Origin of the sequence: Streptomyces sp. NPDC090499 (assembly GCF_044769305.1) — a bacterium.
Lineage (GTDB): Bacteria > Actinomycetota > Actinomycetes > Streptomycetales > Streptomycetaceae > Streptomyces.
This window is the reverse complement of sequence record NZ_JBIVXP010000007.1, coordinates 245369-264947: the sequence shown is the minus strand read 5'-3', so window position 1 is coordinate 264947 and position 19579 is coordinate 245369. Positions and strand designations below refer to the sequence as shown.

At 72.3% G+C, this 19579-nt stretch carries 14 protein-coding genes; 4 read left to right on the top strand and 10 right to left on the bottom strand.

Translation table 11 applies throughout. The features are described from left to right. The first annotated feature begins 140 nt into the window (after positions 1–140). Together ACIQVL_RS26515 and ACIQVL_RS26510 are read left to right on the top strand one after the other, a co-directional pair. Positions 141–1265, top strand: a complete 1125-nt coding sequence (locus ACIQVL_RS26515; protein WP_403426792.1) for a permease — start codon at positions 141–143, stop codon at positions 1263–1265. Next, a complete protein-coding gene (locus ACIQVL_RS26510) occupies positions 1262–2074 on the top strand; it encodes a TIGR03943 family putative permease subunit (protein WP_403476518.1) in 813 nt (270 codons plus the stop codon). Before ACIQVL_RS26515 ends, ACIQVL_RS26510 begins: the two co-directional genes overlap by 4 nt. Here the strand turns inward: ACIQVL_RS26510 and ACIQVL_RS26505 are convergent. From ACIQVL_RS26505 to ACIQVL_RS26480, 6 genes are all read right to left on the bottom strand, one after another. Beyond that, a complete protein-coding gene (locus ACIQVL_RS26505; protein WP_403476517.1) occupies positions 2044–3081 on the bottom strand; it encodes an EamA family transporter in 1038 nt (345 codons plus the stop codon). The two genes, ACIQVL_RS26510 and ACIQVL_RS26505, sit on opposite strands and share 31 nt — an antisense overlap. A 214-nt stretch (positions 3082–3295) precedes the next feature. After that, on the bottom strand, positions 3296–3532 hold the full coding sequence (locus ACIQVL_RS26500) for a hypothetical protein (RefSeq protein ID WP_403369509.1): 237 nt from the start codon (positions 3530–3532) through the stop codon (positions 3296–3298). A 3-nt stretch (positions 3533–3535) separates the two neighbouring features. Continuing rightward, complete coding sequence (locus ACIQVL_RS26495) at positions 3536–7690, bottom strand: RICIN domain-containing protein (RefSeq protein WP_403476516.1); 4155 nt, start codon at positions 7688–7690, stop codon at positions 3536–3538. 496 nt (positions 7691–8186) lie between these two features. After that, positions 8187–10379, bottom strand: coding sequence for an ABC transporter ATP-binding protein (locus ACIQVL_RS26490; protein ID WP_403476515.1), 2193 nt, complete (start codon positions 10377–10379; stop codon positions 8187–8189). 93 nt (positions 10380–10472) lie between these two features. Beyond that, positions 10473–10604, bottom strand: a complete 132-nt coding sequence (locus ACIQVL_RS26485; RefSeq protein ID WP_352356046.1) for a hypothetical protein — start codon at positions 10602–10604, stop codon at positions 10473–10475. Positions 10605–10911: 307 nt separating this feature from the next. Next, complete coding sequence (locus tag ACIQVL_RS26480) at positions 10912–12039, bottom strand: lipid II:glycine glycyltransferase FemX (RefSeq protein ID WP_403476514.1); 1128 nt, start codon at positions 12037–12039, stop codon at positions 10912–10914. A 198-nt stretch (positions 12040–12237) separates the two neighbouring features. Here ACIQVL_RS26480 and ACIQVL_RS26475 point away from each other — a divergent pair, with 198 nt between their 5' ends. Then, a complete protein-coding gene (locus tag ACIQVL_RS26475) occupies positions 12238–12792 on the top strand; it encodes an NUDIX hydrolase (RefSeq protein WP_403426783.1) in 555 nt (184 codons plus the stop codon). Between the two features lie 142 nt (positions 12793–12934). On the opposite strand, the gene ACIQVL_RS26470 is transcribed toward ACIQVL_RS26475, so the two are convergent. Beyond that, positions 12935–16012, bottom strand: a complete 3078-nt coding sequence (locus tag ACIQVL_RS26470) for an FAD-binding and (Fe-S)-binding domain-containing protein (RefSeq protein WP_403476513.1) — start codon at positions 16010–16012, stop codon at positions 12935–12937. Positions 16013–16168: 156 nt separating this feature from the next. Between ACIQVL_RS26470 and serC the strand changes: the two genes are divergently transcribed. Beyond that, positions 16169–17287 carry a phosphoserine transaminase gene (gene serC / locus ACIQVL_RS26465; protein ID WP_403476512.1) on the top strand — a complete coding sequence of 373 codons (1119 nt, stop codon included), beginning with the start codon at positions 16169–16171 and terminating at the stop codon, positions 17285–17287. A 64-nt stretch (positions 17288–17351) separates the two neighbouring features. Here the strand turns inward: serC and gcvH are convergent, their stop codons facing one another. From gcvH to ACIQVL_RS26450, 3 genes are all read right to left on the bottom strand, one after another. Further along, positions 17352–17735 (bottom strand): glycine cleavage system protein GcvH, encoded by a 384-nt coding sequence (gcvH, locus tag ACIQVL_RS26460; RefSeq protein WP_403426778.1) that lies wholly within the window; start codon positions 17733–17735, stop codon positions 17352–17354. A 139-nt stretch (positions 17736–17874) separates the two neighbouring features. Further along, positions 17875–18414, bottom strand: coding sequence for a hypothetical protein (locus ACIQVL_RS26455; RefSeq protein WP_403476511.1), 540 nt, complete (start codon positions 18412–18414; stop codon positions 17875–17877). 138 nt (positions 18415–18552) lie between these two features. Further along, the gene (locus ACIQVL_RS26450) at positions 18553–19569 is read right to left on the bottom strand and encodes a WD40 repeat domain-containing protein (protein WP_403426775.1); all 1017 of its coding nucleotides are present in this window, start codon (positions 19567–19569) and stop codon (positions 18553–18555) included. Positions 19570–19579: the final 10 nt, after the last annotated feature.

Here is a 19579-nt window from a genome sequence, read left to right as displayed (position 1 = left end):
CGCTTGCATGAATTTGGCAGAGCCATGGCCGGGTGCACAGGGCGGCCGAGGCGCTGTGGCGGTGGTCCTTGGCGACATCCGGAGTCAGGCCGGGGCAAACCTTGGCACAACCCGTCGCGGCAGGGGGACCGTCATGCCCTATGTTCGATGCGAACATCCGGCGATGGAGTGATGTGCGAGGCGTGCGGGGCGTGCGGAGGACAGATGAACTCGCCGTGGGGGCCGAGACGACTGCCGTCTTGACACCCCCGGCAGGCGGGCCAGGCGGCTACCCGGTGGACGCGGGCGCCGAGGACCCGCCCCCGCGCGAACCACCCCGCTTCTGGCCCCTCCTCCTCGTGGCCGCCGCCGTCCTGCCCGGTACCGCGCTCTTCCTCGTGGGCCAGGGCGTCAGCAAGGCCGCGCTGCAGGCCTGGCAGACGGTGTGTCTCGCCGTGATCGTGCAGGCGACGCCGTTTCTGCTGCTCGGCACCGCACTCTCGGGGGCGATCAACGCGTTCGTGCCGGAGCGGGTGTTCACCCGGCTGCTGCCCAAGCGGCCCGCGCTCGCCGTGCCGGTCGCCGGGGTCGCCGGGGTCGTGCTGCCGGGGTGCGAGTGCGCGTCGGTGCCGGTGGCGAGCAGCCTGATCGGGCGCGGGGTCACCCCGGCCGCCGCCTTCGCGTTCCTGCTCTCCGCGCCCGCCATCAACCCGGTCGTGCTGACCGCCACCGCCATCGCCTTCCCCGGCACCCCCCTCATGGTGCTGGCCCGGCTGCTCGCCTCGCTGGTCACCGCGGCCGTGATGGGCTGGCTGTGGCTCTGGCTGGGGCGGGAGGAGTGGCTGCGGCCCGCCGTACGGCACACCGGGCACCAGCCGGGCCACAACCGCTGGACGGAGTTCCGGCGCGGCTTCCAGCACGACTTCCTCCAGGCCGGCGGTTTCCTGGTGGTCGGCGCCATGGCCGCGGCCACCTTCAACGTGGCCGTACCGCGGTCGGTCCTCGACACCTTCTCCGGTTCGCCCTGGCTGTCGGTGCTGTTCCTGGCCGCGCTGGCGATCATCCTCGCGGTGTGCTCGGAGGCGGACGCGTTCGTGGCGTCGTCGCTCACGGGTTTCTCGCCCACCGCCCGGCTGGCGTTCATGGTGGTCGGGCCCATGGTGGACCTCAAACTGATCGCGTTGCAGGCGGGCACGTTCGGCCGGGCCTTCGCGGCCCGCTTCTCGGCCGCCACGACAGTGGTCGCGGTCCTGTGCAGTGTGCTGGTCGGAGGGGTGCTGCTGTGAGACGTCCGCTTCAGGTGACCCTGCTGGTCCTCAGCGGCCTCGGCCTGCTGCACGCCTCCCTCTTCACCGACCTGTGCCTGCGCTACGTCAAGCCCGGGATGCGGCCGCTGCTGATCGCGTCCGGGTTCGTGCTGCTGGTGCTGGGCATCGTGGAAGCGGCGGCGCGGGAAGGACGGGACCCGCGGAAGGGGCACGGCAGGCATGGTGGCCACGCACATGGCGCCCCGGCACATGTCGCCCACGCACACGTCGCCGGATCACACGAGGAGCCGGAAGAGCACCACGGTCACGACCACTCGACGGTCCCCCGGGTCGCCTGGCTGCTCCTGCTCCCCGCGCTGAGTCTGCTCTTCTACGCCCCGCCGGCCCTCGGCGCGTACACCGCGTCCCGGCAGCCCGCCAAGGTCATCGCGGAGCAGGACGGCTTCGATCCGCTGCCGAGGACCTCGCCGCTGCCCATCACGCTCACGGACTTCACCACGCGGGTGCAGCAGGACCGCTCGCTGGCCATCAAGGCGCGGACCGTGGAGATGAGCGGGCTGGTCACGCCCGTTCCGGGGGGCGGGAGCTGGGACCTGACCCGGATCATCATCTCCTGCTGCGCGGCCGACGCGCAGTCCGTGAAGGTGCGGATCTACAGCACCAGCATCCCGCCCGCCAACACCTGGGTGTCCGTCACCGGGAACTGGCATCCCGGCGGGAAGCTGGGCACGAAGTCCGCGCCGGTCGCGCTGGACGCCCAGACCGTGAAGAAGATCCAGCGGCCGTCGAACGGCTATCAGGACGCGCTGCCGTTCCCCTCCGGCTGAGCGACGACGACCGGCTGCGGCTCCGGCCGTGCGGTGACCACCGGCTCCGGCCGGGCGCCGCCCGCCGGATTCCGGCCGCGTCCCACCTGGGAGCGGACCGCGCCGACGCTCGCCGCGATGACGAGGGCGACGGCGGCCGCCTGGGGGGCCGACAGGGCCTGGCCGAGGACGAGGAAGCCGGCGGTGGCGGCGATGGCCGGTTCCAGGCTCATGAGGACGGCGAAGGTGTGGGCCGGGAGGCGGCGCAGGGCGAGGAGTTCGAGGGTGTAGGGCAGGACGGAGGAGAGGACCGCGACCGACGAGCCCAGGGCGACGGTGGTCGGGTCCAGGAGCCTGCTCCCGGCGCCGACGATGCCCAGCGGCAGGAACAGCAGGGCCGCGACCGCCATGGCCAGGGCGAGGCCGTCGGCCTGTGGGAAACGGCGGCCGGTGCGGGCGCTGAAGATGATGTAGGTGGCCCACATGGCGCCGGCACCCAGGGCCAGGCCGACACCCACGGGGTCGAGGCCGCTGAAGTCCCCGCCGCCGAGCAGGAAGACGCCGCCCAGCGCGAGTCCCGCCCAGAGGGCGTTGATCAGGCGCCGGGAGGCCAGCACGGACAGGGCGAGCGGCCCGAGCACTTCGAGGGTGACGGCGAGGCCCAGCGGGATGCGGTCGACGGCCTCGTAGAAGAGGCCGTTCATCGCGCCCATGGTGATGCCGAAGACGATCACCGTGCCCCAGTCGGTGCGGGAGTGGCCGCGCAGCCGTGGCCGGCAGACCACGAGCAGGATCACCGCGGCCGCGAGGAGCCGCAGCGTCACCACGCCGAGCGCACCCGCCCGCGGCATCAGGGTCACCGCGAGGGCCCCGCCGAACTGCACGGAGATCCCGCCGGCCAGCACCAGCCCGACGGGCCCGAGCGAGCCGAGCCGGCCCGGGACACCGGTGGCGGCGGGCGTGGACGTCGACGTCGGCTGCGAGGAGCTGGAGCTGGTCACGGGCTGTCCAGGAGAGTTGTTGTTCATTACGATGCACTTCTCAGTCCAGGGTAATGGACTTCGACAGGCGCGTGAACCCTTTACGGGGCTGTCCTGGATGGTGAGATGCCGAGCCGCGCCAAAGCGCAGGGGCCCCGGAACGGCTGGTTGCCGTTCCGGGGCCCCGGGTCGCAGGGTGGCCTGCTCACCACCTGCCGTGCCGCGGGCTGTGCCTAGGGCACAGCCGGGACGGGCAGCGACGTCAGGTGGTGACCTCCTCGCCGCTCGCGTTCCAGGCCCGCGTGAACCCTGGTACGTCCGAGGAGGCGAACACGGTCACCATGCCCGGCACGTACTCGACATGGCCGGCGACCTGGTCATCGGGCGCAGGCGGGAACAGGACGTCGATGTGGTCTCCCGAGGACAGCTCGTACTCCATGCCCGAAGGCTCGAACTGTACGGTGAGCGGCCCCTCGTAGGCGTTGATTCGGATACGCATCGGCTACCAGTTCTCCAGGATGTACCGCATCAGGTCGGCGCGCGGTCCGGCGCTGGGGTTCTGCGGGGTCACGGTACGGACCTTGTCGTAGTAGTTGTACACGGTCTGGATCTCGTCCTTGGTCCAGCCGGCCGCCTTGAGTTTGGCGATGTGCTCAGACGTCATCAGGGCGTAGTTCTCGGTCTTGTTCGCCCACAGGACGCCCTTGCCGAGGCCTCCGACCGTAGTGCCTCGTGCCTTGGCTATGGCGTCCACCGCCTCGAACTCCGTACGGACCGCCGCCGCGGTCTTCGCCGTGCGCTCCACGCCTGCCGCCGCGTCCGCAGCCATGCCCGCGTCGCGGGCGGCGGAGACCGCCTCTTCGAGGCCGGAGCCGATGACCGCCGCCGCCCGGATGGACCGGACGAACTTCGCCGCCACCCCGATCACGGTCGGCGCGACGACCGCCGCTGCCCACGCGCAGCCCGAGACCTTCCCCGCCCAGCAGTCCGTGAAGTCCTTCACCATGCCCTTGGCGAAGGCCTTGAGGACCTCCGTGGTCAGCTCGCGGCCGGAGACGTGCACGGTCCGGGTCTCGTGCAGGTCGATCGGCGCCTGGTCGATGTAGTCCACCGAGATGTCGCCCACGCAGTCGGCGAGTGCGGTGTCCGGAAAGTCACAGGACAGGACGAAGTACAGCATCGTCCCGGTGATGTGGTGGTCGACCTGGAAGTCGCAGCCGTTGGTGCCGGTGCAGAACCCGTCCGAGGACGCGGTCGAGGTGACGTCGTACGGCACGCCGACCACGTCCTGGGCCCCGCCGATCCCGGCCGTCGTGGCCTGGTTCACCTGACCCTTGTCGTTGGCCTCCTCCTCGGCCTCCGTGGCCGCCTGCTGGGCGGATTCGGCGTACTTCTGGGCGTCCTTGGCGGCTTCCTCGGCGGCGGTGGCCTGGGCGTCGGCGTCCTTGGCGGCGGCCCGTGCGTCCGTGGCCGCCTGTTCCGCCCGGCCGGCGGCGTCGCGGGCGGCCTGGGCGTCGAGGGCGGCGGCGTCGGCGGAGTCGCGGGCCTGGGTGGCGTAGCCGTCGGCGCGGCCGGCGGCGTCGCCGGCGGCCTTGGCGTCGTCGGTGGCCTGCTTGTCGTAGGCGATGGTGCGGGCGAGGGACTGGGCGGCCTGGGAGGCGTATCCGGCGGCTTCGGCGGAGTAGTCCAGGGCCTGCTTCGCGGAGGCACGGGCGTCGGCCGCGTATCCGGCGGCCTCGGCGGCGAGGGTGTAGGCGGCCTTTGCGTCGCCGGTGGCCGCGTTGGCGGTGCTCGCCGCCTGGGCGGCGGCCTCCTGGGCGTTCTGGGCGTGGGCCTCGGCGACGGCCTGCTGCTGCTCGGCGATCGTCTTGCTGGACTGCCCGGTCAGGACGGCGAGGCCGGCGGCGGAGTCGGTGGTGACATAGGGGGCACCGAGTTGGACGGCGTCGTTGGCGGGAGCGGCCACCTGGCGGGCGGCGTTGCCGGCGTCGACGGCGGCCTGGGAGGCGGCGTAGGCGTGCCCGGAGGCGACGTTGGCGCCGGCGATCGCGGTCTGGGCGGCGGTGTTGGCCGCGTCGGCCTGTGACTTGGCGTCGGCGGCGTGCGCCTCCGCCTCGTCGGCGAGTTTCACCGCGGCGCTCGCCGCGGTGGCGGCCGTCTTGGACGCGGCGATGGCGTCGGCGGCGGCGCTGGTCGCGGTGGCGACGGCGGCGTCCGCGTCCTCCTTGGCGGACCGGGCGGCGTCGGCGTCGGCGTGGGCCCGCTTGGCCGCGGCCTCCGCGCGGGTGGCGGCCGCGTCGGCGTCGGCCGCGGCCTGGGTGGCCGCGTCCGCCTCCGAGCGGGCCGAGGCCGCGGCGCTCTCCGCGTCGTCGGCCGCGGCGTCCGCCTGGTCTGCCGCCTGGCGAGCCGCTTGAGCCTCGGAGTCGGATGTGTGCGCCTGGGCGTAGGCGTCCTTGGCGTCGGCCTTGGCGCGCGCCGCGTCCGCCTTCTGCTTGGCGTCCCAGGCGTCGTCGCGCAGGTCCTTCGCGTTGTCCGAGGCGGTCTCGGCCGCCTGCCGCTTGTCGGTGGCGGTGGCGTCGGCCGCTTCGGCCCTGTCCTTGGCGTCCTCCGCCTGGCTCGCGTAGCCCTGGGCTTTGGTCTTGTGCTCGGCGGCCTCCGCCTGCTTCTGGGCGGCGGTCTCCTTCTCCGCCTTCGCGGTGGCCTCCTCGGCCTCCGCGTCGAGGCGGCGGGCGTGCGCGGTGGCCGCGGCGGCCTTCGCGTCCGTCTCCGCCTGTACGGCCACGGCCAGCTTGGCCTTGGCGGTGTCGCGGGCGGCCTTGGCGTTGCCGGCCTGGACCGCGGCGGCGTCGGCGGCGGCCTTCGCCTGCTCCCTCGCCGCCTCGGCGGCCGCGTTGCGGAACGCCGCCGTCGAGGCCGCGCCCTGGGTCACGGCGCGGGCGGCGATGGTCGCGCTGTCGGCCGCGGACGCCTTGGTCGCCGAGAGCGCGGTCTGGGCGGCGGCCTGCATCGCGTTGATCGCGGCCGACGACGCCTTGGTCACCTGTGCCTTCTGCAGACCGACCAGCAGACCCCGGCCCCGTGGCGCGCCCGCCTGGTCGGCGATCGCGTAGGCGGCGTTGAGAGAGGTGTCGGTGCTGGTGGCGGCGGAGGTGGCGGTCTGCGCCTGCTTCTGGATCAGCGTCAGCTGGGTCTGCGCGGCGGACTGGGCGGCCGTGATGCCCTTGGTGGCCTGGAGGAACTGGGCCGAGGTCGGGTAGCCGAGGTCGTCGGTGCCGTTGTGCCCGGCAGGGACGACGTCCAGCTTCTGGGGGTTGCCGCCGGTGCAGGCCGCCAGGGTGGCGTCCTGGCTGTTGGTGTAGGACGGCAGGTTCAGGCACTTGCCGTTGGCGAGGTTCGTGAGCGGCGTGGTGGCGTGCGGGTTGTACTTCCAACGGTTGGCGCTGGTGCTGGTGACGGTGCAGGAGCCTTGCACCATCGCCGTGCCGTCCGCGCTCGCGGAGGCCTTGGGTACCAGGCACTTGCCGGAGTTGACGTTGACCAGCGTGTTGCCGGAGATCCGCCACTGCTGGTTCGCGTTGCCGTTGCAGGTGTAGATCTGCACGATGGCGGCGTTGGCGGTCGAATTCCCCCCGACCTCGAGGCACTTGTCGGAGGACCCGTGGACGTGGATGGCCATCGGGCTGTCCCCGATCCAACCGGCGCCGCCCGCGGACCAGTAGTCCTGCCAGCGGGCCAGGTGGTCGGCGATCCAGGACTGGCCGAGCATCTCACCGAGCGCCTGCGCGGTCGTGGTGAGCGCCTTGGTGGCGGCGGTGCCGGCGTCGAGGATCTGGTTGCGCTGGGCGGCCTGGGCGGCCAGTTCCTGCTGCCACTCCGCCGACGCGGTGGCGACCTCCTGCCCCAGGACCTTGTTCGGGTCGATCGGGTTGCGCCAGGCGCAGGCCGCGAACCGGGACTTCAGGTCCTCGACGGCGATCCGGAACTCCAGGCTGCCCGGTTCGGCTGCAGTACGCGGGAAACCACCGGAGGACAGGAACATCCGGGCGTCGTCGGCACCGGTCCCGTTGTGGTCGCTGACCAGCTGCTCGAACGCCTGGTGCTCGGCGTAGGCCTGCTGCCACTGCTGCGTGGGCAGCGACGGGTCGACGGTCCCGTACAGCGGCGTGCCCAGGTCCTTCACAGCCTGGACGGTGGCGTCGTCGGCCTGCGCGGTGGGGTCCTTGTAGAGGTCGCCCTCGGTCTTCCACCACTGCTGGCCGAGCCACTTCGAGTAGCCCACCTGGTTGAAGAAGTCGTCGCCCGTGCCGGACACGCCCGGTGGCCAGTAGAACTCGGCGTCGGTGGCGAAGTTGCCGGGAACGGACAGGCCCTTGAGCGTTGTCTGCCAGGCCGCGAGCCGGGTGGGCAGCACGTCGCTCGCGGCGTCGATGGTGTCCCGGTCCTGCTGGAACGCGGTCGACAGCGGTGTGTCGTTCCAGTACTCGCGGTTGGCGGCGGTGTGCAGTTGACCGGCGGTCTGGTTCAGCGCGTTCTGCGCCAGCGGCACCGTGGAGGTGCCGCCGATCCGCAGCGCGTCGCCCATCAGGCACTGGTCCTGGCGGAGTTGTTCGGCCGCCGCGGCGTCGAAGCCGTCGTAGCTGTCCGCCACGTTCGTCATGGCGGGCCCCGTAGGTGCGGGGCTGCCGCCCAGCAGTCCCCCGAGAACTGCGGTGGCGACGACCAGCGGGACGAGCGAGCCGTTGACGCGGTGTCGCCGTGCGAGCCGGCCACCGGACAAGGCACCCGCCGGGCGCTCGGCCGCGGGAGGGCGGTGGAAGGGTCTGTACAGACGTCTGAAGCGCAAAGGACCGTCCTTCTCCGTGACGGAGGCGGACAGAAGGCCCGTTCAGGCGCGGAGAACCTTTCCCGTCACCCACCGGCCTCCAGGGCGCGCGAGACCGACACGTGTCACGGCATGACCACATCCCCCGCCTGCGGCAACCGGCCCCCCGTCGCCCACTTGGCAGCCCAGGAGGGTCCGGCCGAAGCCGAACCCCGAACCAGGGCATTGATCATGGTCACGACACGATGTGCAGCTCAGGTGAACGCAGGTGAAAAAATGGCAACCAGAGCAAGGCCGAGAGGCGACCCGCCACGGTAAAGGTTCCGTCTTCTCAGATGCCGGGCCAGGGCTCCTCGTCGCGGAAGAGCGGGCGACCGTCAGGGAGGGTGGTGGGCACATCCGCCCCGTAGCCGACGTCCATGTAGCCGATGTCCATGTGGGCGGCCTCCATGTGGGCCCCCGCATGGGACTCGTACATGGGCTGGGGCCATAGCCCCGCGGCCGCGTACACGTTGTGGTCGTACATGTTCCCGTACGGCTGCTGGTAGGCGTAGCCGTCGCCCTGGGGCGCCCCCACTCCCACCCCCACGGCCTCTGCCGCCGGTGCCGGGGCCGCGCCGCCCTGTTCCACGAACAGCGGCAGTCGCAGTTCGCCGGTGTCCATCAGCGCGTTGTTCTGGGAGCGGTGGAGGCGGGAGTAGGCGCCGCCGCGGGCGAGGAGTTCGTCGTGGCGGCCGGTTTCGACGATGTGGCCTCGGTCGACGACGAGGATGCGGTCGGCGTCGGGGGCGAGGTTGAGGTCGTGGGTGATCATGATGGTGGTGCGGCCGGTCATCAGGCGCCGCAGCGGTTTGACGACCCGGCGGGCGGCCATCGCGTCCAGGCCGGTGGTCGGCTCGTCGAGGACGAGGACGGGGGCGTCGCGCAGGATGGCGCGGGCGATGGCCAGGCGCTGGAGCTGGCCGCCGGAGAGCCGGGCGGAGTTGGGGTCGACCCTGGTGTCGTAGCCGTCGGGGAGCCGGACGATGAAGTCGTGGGCGTCGGCGGCCTTCGCGGCGTCCTCGATGGCCTGCTCGCTGGCGCCGGGACGGCCGCAGGCGATGTTGGCGCGGACGGTGTCGTGCAGGACGAGGGTCTCCTGGGGCAGGAGGGTGATGTATTCGCGCAGCCGGGCCAGCGGGAAGTCGCGGATCGGGACGCCGTCGAGGAGGACCTCGCCGCTGTCCGGGTCGTAGAAGCGGAGCAGCATCTTGGAGACGGTGGACTTGCCGGCACCGCTGGGGCCGGTGATGATCACGAGTTCGCCGGGGCTGACCGCGAAGGAGAGGCCCTCCAGGGCGGTCCGGTCGGCGCCGGGGTAGCGGAAGCCGACGTCGCGGACCTCGACGGCGCCGTCCGGGCGTCCGGCGTCGGTGCCGGTGCCGCGGCGCGGGTCGGTGACCGAGGGCCGCACGTCCAGGATCTCGATCAGCCGCTCCGCGCCCGCCGTGGCCGCGGTGACGGTGAGGCCGAGCTGGGCCAGGCCGCGCACGGGCGGGTAGAGGTAGCCGAGGAAGGCGGAGAAGGCGAGGAGCTGGCCGAGGGTCATGCGGCCGGTGGAGATCTCCCAGGCGCCGATGCCGATGACGGCGAGGACGCAGACGGTCTCGATGACCGCGACGAGCTGTTCGTAGGCCTCGTTGAGGCGGGTGGAGCGCACGGAGGCGCGGAACCAGGCGGTCGCCTCCTCGTTCAGCCGGCGGCGTTCGGCGTCGCGGCGGTCGTACGCCTGCGTCAGCACGATGTTGCCGAGGGACTCCTCGACGACGGAGGTGATCGCGCCGTCGGCGACCCGGCCCGCCCGGGACACGTCCTTGATGGAGCCGGAGAAGCGGCGGGCGGCCAGCCAGAACAGGGGCGCGAGGACGAAGGTCGCGGCGGCCAGGTCCCAGCGCAGCCAGAACGCGGCGGCCGCGTAGAAGATCGCGCTGAACAGGGCGGACGCGGCCCCGACGAGTCCGGAGACGACCATGGTCTCGATGGCGTCGACGTCGCTGGTCAGGCGGGAGAGCAGGTCGCCCTGGCGGTGGCGCTGGAAGAAGTGCGGGGGCAGCTGCTGGACGTGGTCGAAGACGTGTTCGCGCAGCCGCATGACGAAGCGTTCGGTGACCCAGGCGGCCAGGGAGTTGCCGGCGTACGCGACGATCGCGCCGACGATCGCGATGCCCAGCCATTTGGCCGCCGGGCTCCAGAAGGCGCTCAGCGAGCCCTTCTGCAGGGCGTGGTCGGTGAGGTCGCTGAAGAGCAGGATGGCCTCGGTCTCGGCGACCGCGGCGATCACCGTGCACACCCAGACGATCACCAGCCAGCCGCGCAGGCCCCTGGTCAGCGGCCAGAAACGGCGGAAGGCGACGCGGGCCGGGATGGTGGGCGTGTACTCGTCCTCGTCCTCGTCCTCGTCCTCGTACTCCTCGTCATCGACCCCGTAATTCGAGTCGGCGACTTCGTATTCGTATTCCGCGTCTTCGCTCCCTTGCACGCGCATTTCACACTACCTCCATTCACCGACGCCGGAACCACCGAAATCAACGAGCGAAAAAGGACCGACGGCGAACCGTCGGTCCTTTTTACGGCCGGCTCAGTTGTCCTGGCCGCCGGGGATCGGCTTCGGAGCCGGCTTCGGAGCCTTCTTCTTGGGCTTCGGCGGCGGCGGGGGAGGCAGCTGCTTCTTGGGCTTGGGGGGCAGCGGGGCGAGCTTCTTGAGGCTCATTCCGACTCCTTGAGAGTTCGAAGTGCAAGTGGTGCAGGATGGTACGAGAATTCTCTTGGGGCAACGTCCGGGGATTTTGGATCGTCATCCTCGGCAATCCCCGCCGCCCGACATCGAGAAACCTACACGGCCCAGCTCCCAAGCAACGGCAAAGTCGGCTTCCGAACGGCAAACAGGTGCTGTGAATACCTGGGTAACAGCTGTATAACGACCCCGAACCTGAGAGTTCTCTTATGAACCTGAGAGCCAGCTTATGAAGCCGGGCCGGACGAGCCCCCGGACACCCCCCGACACCCCCCGACAGGCCTCAGCGGCGGGCCATGTACAGGTCGAACGCCTTGTGGAGCAGCTTGTTGAGCGGGAAGTCCCACTCCCCGACGTACTCGACGGCCTCACCGCCTGCCCCCACCTTGAAGCGGAGCAGCCCCAGCAGGTGGTTGGACTCCTCCAGGGTGTCGGTGATGCCCCGGAAGTCGTATACGGCGGCCCCGAGTTCGTGGGCGTCGCACAACATCCGCCACTGCATGGCGTTGTTGGGCTGGACCTCACGCCGGCGGCCGGTCGAGGCACCGTAGGAGTACCAGACGTGGTCGCCGACGGTGAGCATGGTGGCCGCGGCGAGGACGTCGCCGTCGTGGTGGGCGAGGTAGAGGCGCATGCGGTCGGGGTGTTCGGCGGTGAGCGCAGTCCACATGCGCTGGAAGTAGGAGAGGGGGCGCGCGATGAAGCGGTCGCGTTCGGCGGTCTCCATGTACAGGGCGTAGAAGGCGGGCAGGTCCTCGTACCCGCCCCGGACCACCTTGACGCCGGCCTTCTCCGCCTTCTTCACGTTGCGCCGCCACTGCTGGTTGAGCCCGCGCTGGATGTCCTCCAACGACCGGCCCGCGAACGGCACCTGGAACACGTACCGGGGCTGCCCGGCCGCGAACCCCTCCTCGCCGCCCGCCTCGGCCTGCCGCCACCCCGTCCGGCGCAGCCGCTCGGCGAGGCCGGTGCCGAGGGCGTCGTACGACGTCGGCTCGGTGTCCCCCAGCCGCCGGGCGGCCGGATCGGCGATGGCCTCCTTCACCGCCTCCGCGCTCCACCGCCGTACGGCGACCGGCGGCCCCATCTTCACCGCGAACGCCCCGCGCCCCTTCAGGTACGCCAGCAGCGGGTCGAGCCACCGCTCCAGCTCCGGGTCGTGCCAGTCGATGGCGGGCCCCTCCGGCAGGTACGCCAGATACCGCTTCACCCGGGGCACCGCCCGCAGCAGCACCAGCCCGGCCCCGACGATCCGTCCCTCCCCGTCGAACCATCCCAGGCTCTCGGCCGTCCAGTCGGGCTTCACGTCCCCCCAGGACGGCAGCTGCATATGGCTGACGGAGGGACGGGACCCGGCGAAGGCGAGGTGCTCGGCACGGGAGATGGGCTGGAGGCGGAGGGCTGCGGTCATGGGCGGTGCTCCTCGCGGGTCGGCGACAGGTCCGGTGGCGTCGGCTTCAAGAACAACAGACGCGCACCCGTCTGGAATCGTTTCGGCGCGCGGGCGGGCGAGGGCGTGTCGGCGGGGTCCGGGCGGCCCCGGCGGCGGTACCGCCCGATCCGGCGCGGACACGGCAGGCACCACGCCGGCGCCTGTCATCGTGGAGTCATGGACGAACTGGTCGATCAGGTGGACGAGCTGGACCGAGTGGTGGGCGTGGTGGAGCGGGGCGAGGCCGTCCGGCGCCGGCTGCTGCACCGGATAGCGACGACCGTGTGCCGGGACGCCGACGGGAGGTTCCTCGTGCACCGCAGAGCCGAGACGATGCCCCGCTTCCCCGGACAGTTCGACTGGATGCTGGGCGGGGCCGCGGAAACAGGTGAGTCGTACGAGGAGGCCGCCGCGCGGGAACTGGCCGAGGAGCTGGGGGTCCTGGCCCGGCCGCGCTTCGTGCTCAAGTTCCTGTGCCGGGGCGTGATCTCCCCCTACTGGCTGGGCCTGCACGAGGTCGTCGTCACGGGACCGCTTCGGCCCGATCCCGAGGAGATCGCCTGGCACGCGTGGGTGACGGAGCCCGAGCTCTCAGCCCTGGCCGCCCGCGACTCCTTCGTCCCCGACGCCCGCGAGGCCCTGGCCCGCTATCGCGGTCTCACCCCGAACACCCCGAACAGCCCGAACGCCCCGAGCGCCTCACCGTCCGACGCCCGGACCCACGGGAAGTAGCCGGCCCGTTCCCCGGTGCCGGGGTGGGCGCACTCGGCCACGGGACGGGCGACGGCCGCCACCTCCGGCTCCGCCGGCACCGGAGGCACCCCGTCGACGTCGGAGAGCACCGCCACGCAACCCGACCCGGCCTCCCCGCCCGTCACTCCCCCTCCTCGTCCAGCGCCTGGGCCAGCACCTCCGCCAGATGTCTCCCCCGCACCCCGGCCAGCTGTTCCAGCTGCGTCCGGCACGAGAAGCCGTCGGCCAGGATCACCGTGCCGGGCTCCGCCTCCCGTACGGCCGGCAGGAGCTGTTCTTCCGCGCACGTCCTCGACACCTCGAAGTGCCCCTTCTCGAAGCCGAAGTTGCCGGCCAGGCCGCAGCAGCCGCCGGCCAGGTCGCCGGTGAGGGCGGCGGCCTCGCGGAGGCGGCGGTCGGGGGCGTCGCCGAGGACCGCGTGCTGGTGGCAGTGGGTCTGGCCGGTGACCGGCCGGTCCAGGCGGGGCGGGGTCCAGTCGGGGGCCAGGCGTTCCAGCGCCTCCGCGAAGGTGAGGACGTTCGCGGCGAGGCGGGCGGCCCTGGGGTCGTCGGGGAGCAGCTCCGGCAGGTCGGCGCGGAGGGCGGCGGCACAGCTGGGTTCCAGGACGACGATCGGCGGTGGGTGCGGGAAATCATCGTCCGGGTCCGGGTCCGGATCCGGATCCGGACCCCTGTCCCCACCCCAGTCCGACTCCGGGTCCGGCACCGACTCCGGGTCCGCATCCAACTCCACGTCGACGTCCACGCCCACGTCCGGGTCCCCGTCCACGTCCGACGGCAGCAGCAGCAACGGCTCCAGCAGATCCAGCGTCTGGCGCAGCACCTCGCGGGCGCGGTCCAGTTGGCCCGTCGAGAGGTAGGTGAGGCCGCAGCAGGCGCGGGTGCGGCGGGGGTTCAGTACGGACATGCCGTAGCCCTCCAGCCGGCCGTCGGCCGTTCGCCGCGCCTTCCACCGTTGTGCCGGAAGCTGCACCACCCCTACTCCCGCCGCTTCCAGTACCCGCACGGCGGCCCGGCCCACCTGCGGTGACAGGTACTCCGTGAAGGTGTCCGGCCAGAGGAAGGCCGTCCGCGCCGGGAAGTCCGGTCGGCGTCCTGCCCTCGCTTCGGTCGCCCAGTCCCGCAGCCGCGCCCGCTGCCGGCGCCGCTCCCACCGGCTGAACGGCTCCGCCGCGAGCCGCGGGAGCCCACGCTCCGGGGCGATCCCGCCCAGCCGCTTGGCGAGCGCCGCCAACGGCCGTACGGAGGCGAGGGCGTTGACGAGTCCCGCCGTGCGCGTGCGGGCCACCAGGCGCAGCCATCTCGGCAGCCACCCCATGCTGTAGTGCGCGGCCGGGCGCCTCCGGCCCGCGTAGTGGTGGTGCAGGAACTCCGCCTTGTACGTCGCCATGTCCACCCCGACCGGGCAGTCCGACCGGCAGCCCTTGCAGGACAGGCAGAGGTCGAGGGCGTCGCGGACCTCCGTCGAGCGCCAGCCGTCCGTCACCAGTTCGCCCGCCAGCATCTCGTGCAGCAGCCGGGCCCGGCCGCGCGTGGAGTGCGCCTCCTCGCCCGTGGCCCGGAAGGACGGGCACATGACGGACGCGCCGGACGGCCCGGTCGTACGGCACTTCGCCACGCCGACGCAGCGGCGGACCGCCGCGGCGAAGTCGCCACCGTCGGACGGGTAGCCGAAGGCCACGGGCACCGGTTCGCGCGGGAGGACGGCGAAGCGGAGGTTCGTGTCCAGGGGGGCGGGCCGGACCAGCATGCCCGGGTTCAGGAGGTCGTCCGGGTCCCAGATGCCCTTGGCCCGCTCGAACAGGGTCACCAGCTCGGCGCCGTACATCTTCGGGAGCAGTTCCGCCCGCGCCTGGCCGTCCCCGTGCTCCCCGGACAGGGAGCCGCCGTGGGCCACCACCACGTCCGCCAGTTCCTCGGAGAACCGGCGGAAGCGGGCCACGCCCGCTTCGGTCAGCAGGTCGAAGTCGATGCGGACGTGGATGCAGCCGTCGCCGAAGTGGCCGTAGGGCGTGCCGCGCAGCTGATGGGCCGTGAGCAGGGTGCGGAAGTCGCGCAGGTAGGCGCCCAGCCGGGCCGGCGGTACCGCGCAGTCCTCCCAGCCCGGCCAGGCCTCGCTGCCGTCCGGCATCCGTGTCGCCGTACCGGAGGCGTCCTCGCGGACGCGCCACAGCGCGCGCTGTCCGGCCGTGTCGGTGACGACCAGGGCGTCGAGGACGTCTGCGGCCCGGACGATCGTCTCCGCACGCGCGCGTGCCTCCGCCGCCGTCTCGCCGCCCGTCTCGACGAAGAGCCAGGCGCCGCCCCGGGGCAGTCCGGCCGGGGACGGCACCAGGTCGGCCGCCATGCCCTCGACGGTGAGCGGGCCGTACGGCAGCAGCCCGGCCGCCGCCTCCGCCGCCGCGCTCTCGTCGGCGTAGCCGAGCACCGCCAGCGCACGCGCGCGTGGCGCCTCCACGAGCCGTACGGTCGCCTCCGTGAGGATCCCCAGCGTGCCCTCGCTGCCGCAGAAGGAGCGGGCGACGTCCGCGCCCTTCTCGGGGAGGAGGGCGTCCAGGGCGTAGCCGGAGATGCGGCGGGGGAGGTCGGGGAAGCCCGTGCGCAGCCGCGCCAGCTCCCCTTCGACGAACTGCCGCAGACCCTCCGGCGCCCCGGCCCAGTCCCGCCCCGGGCGCAGCCGCCGTCCTCGCGCGGTGAGCACGTCCAGCTCCCGGACGTTGTCCGCGGTCGTCCCCCAGGCCACGCTGTGCGAGCCGCAGGAGTTGTTGCCGATCATCCCGCCGAGCGTGCAGCGGCCGTGCGTGGAGGGGTCCGGGCCGAAGCGCAGGCCGTGCGGGGCGGCGGCCTCCTGGAGGCGGTCGAGGACCAGACCCGGCTGGACGACGGCCGTCCGGGTGGCGGGGTCGAGGCCGACCAGGCGGTTCATGTGGCGGGTGAAGTCCAGGACCACGCCGGTGCCCGTCGCCTGGCCCGCGATCGACGTGCCGCCGCCCCGCGCCACCACCGGCACGCCACGGGCCCGGCACACCTCCAGTACGGCCGCCACGTCGTCGGCGTCCCGCGGGGCCACCACCCCCGCCGGAACCCGCCGGTAGTTGGAGGCGTCCATGGTGACCAGCGCCCGGGACGTGACGTCGAAGCCGACCTCACCCCGGACCGCACCCCGCAGTTCCGTCTCAAGTCCCGCCAGATCCGTCATGCGTCCAGGATGCATCCGATCACGTACAGTCACCGACCCTTTTCCACAGCCACGCCAATATCGTCGTACAACCTCACAAGTCCAGGGCTTGGCGATCTCGTCTCATCGAACGGACACGGTTCCGTCCCGTTTCGCCCAACGGCTACCCTCCGACTCGTGGCTGACATCCAGATTCCTGCTGACATCAAGCCCGCTGACGGTCGGTTCGGCGCGGGTCCCTCCAAGGTGCGGGTGGAGGCGCTGGACGCGCTGGCCGCCACCGGTACGTCCCTGCTCGGCACCTCCCACCGCCAGGCCCCGGTCAAGAACCTGGTCGGCCGGGTCCGCGAGGGCATCAGCGCCCTGTTCTCCCTCCCGGACGGCTACGAGGTCGTCCTCGGCAACGGCGGCTCGACCGCGTTCTGGGACGTCGCCACCCACGGCCTGATCGACGCCAAGTCGCAGCACCTCAACTTCGGCGAGTTCTCGTCGAAGTTCGCCAAGGCGGCCAAGCTCGCCCCCTGGCTGGCCGAGCCCACCGTCATCGCCTCCGACCCGGGCACCCACCCGCAGCCGCGGGCCGAGGCCGGCGTCGACGTCTACGCGTTCACCCACAACGAGACCTCGACCGGTGTCGCCATGCCGATCAAGCGGGTCGCGGGCGCCGACGAGGGCGCGCTGGTCCTCGTGGACGCCACCTCCGGCGCCGGCGGTCTCCCGGTCGACGTCGCCGAGACCGACGTCTACTACTTCGCCCCGCAGAAGTCCTTCGCCTCCGACGGCGGCCTGTGGATCGGGATCTTCTCCCCGGCCGCGATCGAGCGCGCCGAGCGCATCCACGCGTCCGGCCGGCACGTCCCGGAGTTCTTCAGCCTCCCCACGGCGATCGACAACTCCCGCAAGAACCAGACGTACAACACCCCGGCCCTGGCCGCCCTGTTCCTGCTCGACCAGCAGCTGCAGTGGCTGAACGGCCAGGGCGGCCTCGCCTGGTCGACGGCCCGCACGAAGGACTCCTCGACCCGCCTGTACAGCTGGGCGGAGGAGTCCAAGTACGCCACCCCGTTCGTCACCGACCCGGCCCAGCGCTCGCAGGTCATCGGCACGGTCGACTTCGCCGACGAGATCGACGCGGCCGCCGTCGCCAAGGTGCTGCGCGCCAACGGCGTCGTCGACACCGAGCCCTACCGCAAGCTCGGCCGCAACCAGCTGCGCATCGCGATGTTCCCGGCGATCGACCCGGCGGACGTCGAGGCGCTGACGAAGTGCGTCGACTACGTGATCGAGAAGCTCTGACCGCGTTCACGGCCCGTACGACGAGGGGCGCCCGGTGCGAGTGCACCGGGCGCCCCTCGGGCTTTCACTCCCCGTCGACGAGCTTCTGGTACGCCTTGGCGTCGAGCAGCCCGTTGGACGCCTTCCCCTTGGTCTTGATCCTGAAGAGCCACGCCTCGTAGGGGCTGTCGTTGACCTCCTCGGGTGTCTCGACGACCTCCTCGTTGGTCGCGACGATCTCGCCGTCGAGCGGGCTGTAGATGTCGGACGCCGCCTTGACCGACTCGACCACCCCGACGGCCTCTCCCGCCCGGATCTCCATGCCGACCTGGGGCAGCTCGAAGAAGACGATGTCGCCGAGGTTCTTCTGGGCGTGGTCGGTGATGCCGACGGTCACGCTGCCGTCGGCCTCGGTGCGGATCCATTCGTGTTCGTTGGTGTAGCGGAGGTCGGCGGGCACGTTGGACATGTCAGCTCCATCAGCCGTCGTGGCGCGGTGTGGTCCGGCCGTCCCTGTCGACGACCGGCAGGAACAGCCTGCTGTACCGCCCCCCGAAGCGCCGCATTTCGGACATCGCGGTCCGCCGGCCGGGTGACGGCGGGCCGGGTCAGGGCGCGGGGTTGCCGACCGTGGCGGTGACGGCGCCGATCGCGCCGGTGCTGTCGACGGTGACCGAGACCGTGACCGGCCGGATCGGGTTCGGCGGCACCACCGGGTTGGGCGGCACGAGGGGGGAGAGCAGCAGGAAGAGCGGCCTGACCTTGAGCGTCGTGGTCCCCGCCGCCGAGAACGGCAGGCTGTCCCGGTGCGCGCCGACGAGGTCGTACGCGCCGCCGCTCGGGTCGCCGGTGCCGGAGGCGTCGTCCAGGCTGCTGATGATCTGGGCGGTGCCGCCGCCGGCCGCGTTCGGCACGGTGATGACGGAGACGTCGAGGGTGCCCGTGACGGCGATGTTCTCCCTCGGACCCTTGAAGGTGCCCCTGATCGGCAGGCTCACCGAGCGGACCCGGGGGACGGCGGCGGCAGCGGCCCGGACCGTCCGGGTGGGTCCGGTCGCGGCGGCGCCCGCAGCGGCGGGGACGGTCAGGGCCAGGGCGGCCGTGAGCAGGCCGACGTGTGCGGCCAGGCGCAGGGCGTTACGGCGCATGGGTGCTCCCGTTCCGTGCGGCGGGACCCGGTGCCGCCTCGTGCCGCCCCGTCCCGCGGGACGGTTCCCAGCCTGCACGGCCCGGTGCGGGGCCGCGCGGCCGGTGAGCCGGAAGGGTGAGAGCGGCCGTCCGGCGGGTCAGTGCCGACGGGCGGACGGACGCCGCAGCCGCCGCAGCCCGAAGAGGGCGAGCACGGCGACCCCGACGGCGACGGCACCGACCTTGGCACCGGCGCTCGGGGAACTCCCGCCGCCGTCCCCGGCGGCCGAACTGCTCCCGCCCGACGGCGAGGCCTTGCCGCCCGACCCGCCCGACCCGCCCGGCACGTCCTCGGCCTGCACCGGGCTGTCGGCGCCCTCGCTGCCGTACATCAGCTTGGTGCCGTCGGCGGAGTAGGTGACCGACTCGCCCTGCTTCTGGAGCGGCACGTCGAGCCGGCCCTCGCGCTTGATCTTCCCGCCGTTCCAGTCGTAGTAGATGCCGCCGAAGTAACCGCGCACGGCGAGCTGGGTGCCGTCGGGCGAGAAGGCGGCGTCGGTGGCCCACAGGTCGACGGAGGCGACGGGCCTGAAGACGTTCGTGCCCGTCGGGGAGAGGGTCGCCGGGCCCTCGTACAGGTGCCCGCCGTCCTCCTTCTTGTCGATGATGTACACCCGCCCGGTCTTGGGGTGCACGACCAGCGACTCGGCGTTGCGGGCGCCGTTCGCGTACTTGACGACGTACTGCGTGGCCCGGACGGTCTGGTCGACCAGCTTCTTCGGCTCGGGCAGCCGGTAGATCCAGACGTACGGCCAGCTGCCGTCGAGGTTGTCGCCGATGTCGCCGACGTAGATCTGGTTGTCGGGACCGATGGAGATGGCCTCGACGTCCCTGGGCGTGCCGACGCCGCTGAGCGTGATCCTGGCGACGGTCTTCCCGGTCGCGCTGTCGACGGCGTAGATGTACGGGCCGTCGCCGCTGTCGTTGTGCGTCCAGTAGATGCCGGGGTGCAGGTGGGAGGCGGCGAGACCGCTGGACTCGGCGATCCGCGGGTCCGTGATCGTGAACCCCTTGTCACCGGTGCCGTCGGCCGCGGAGGCGGGTGCGGCCGGTGCGGCGGCGAGGGCACCCGTGAGCAGGACACCGGCGAGGAGGGCGAGCGATCGTGGACGCATGGGCCCAAGC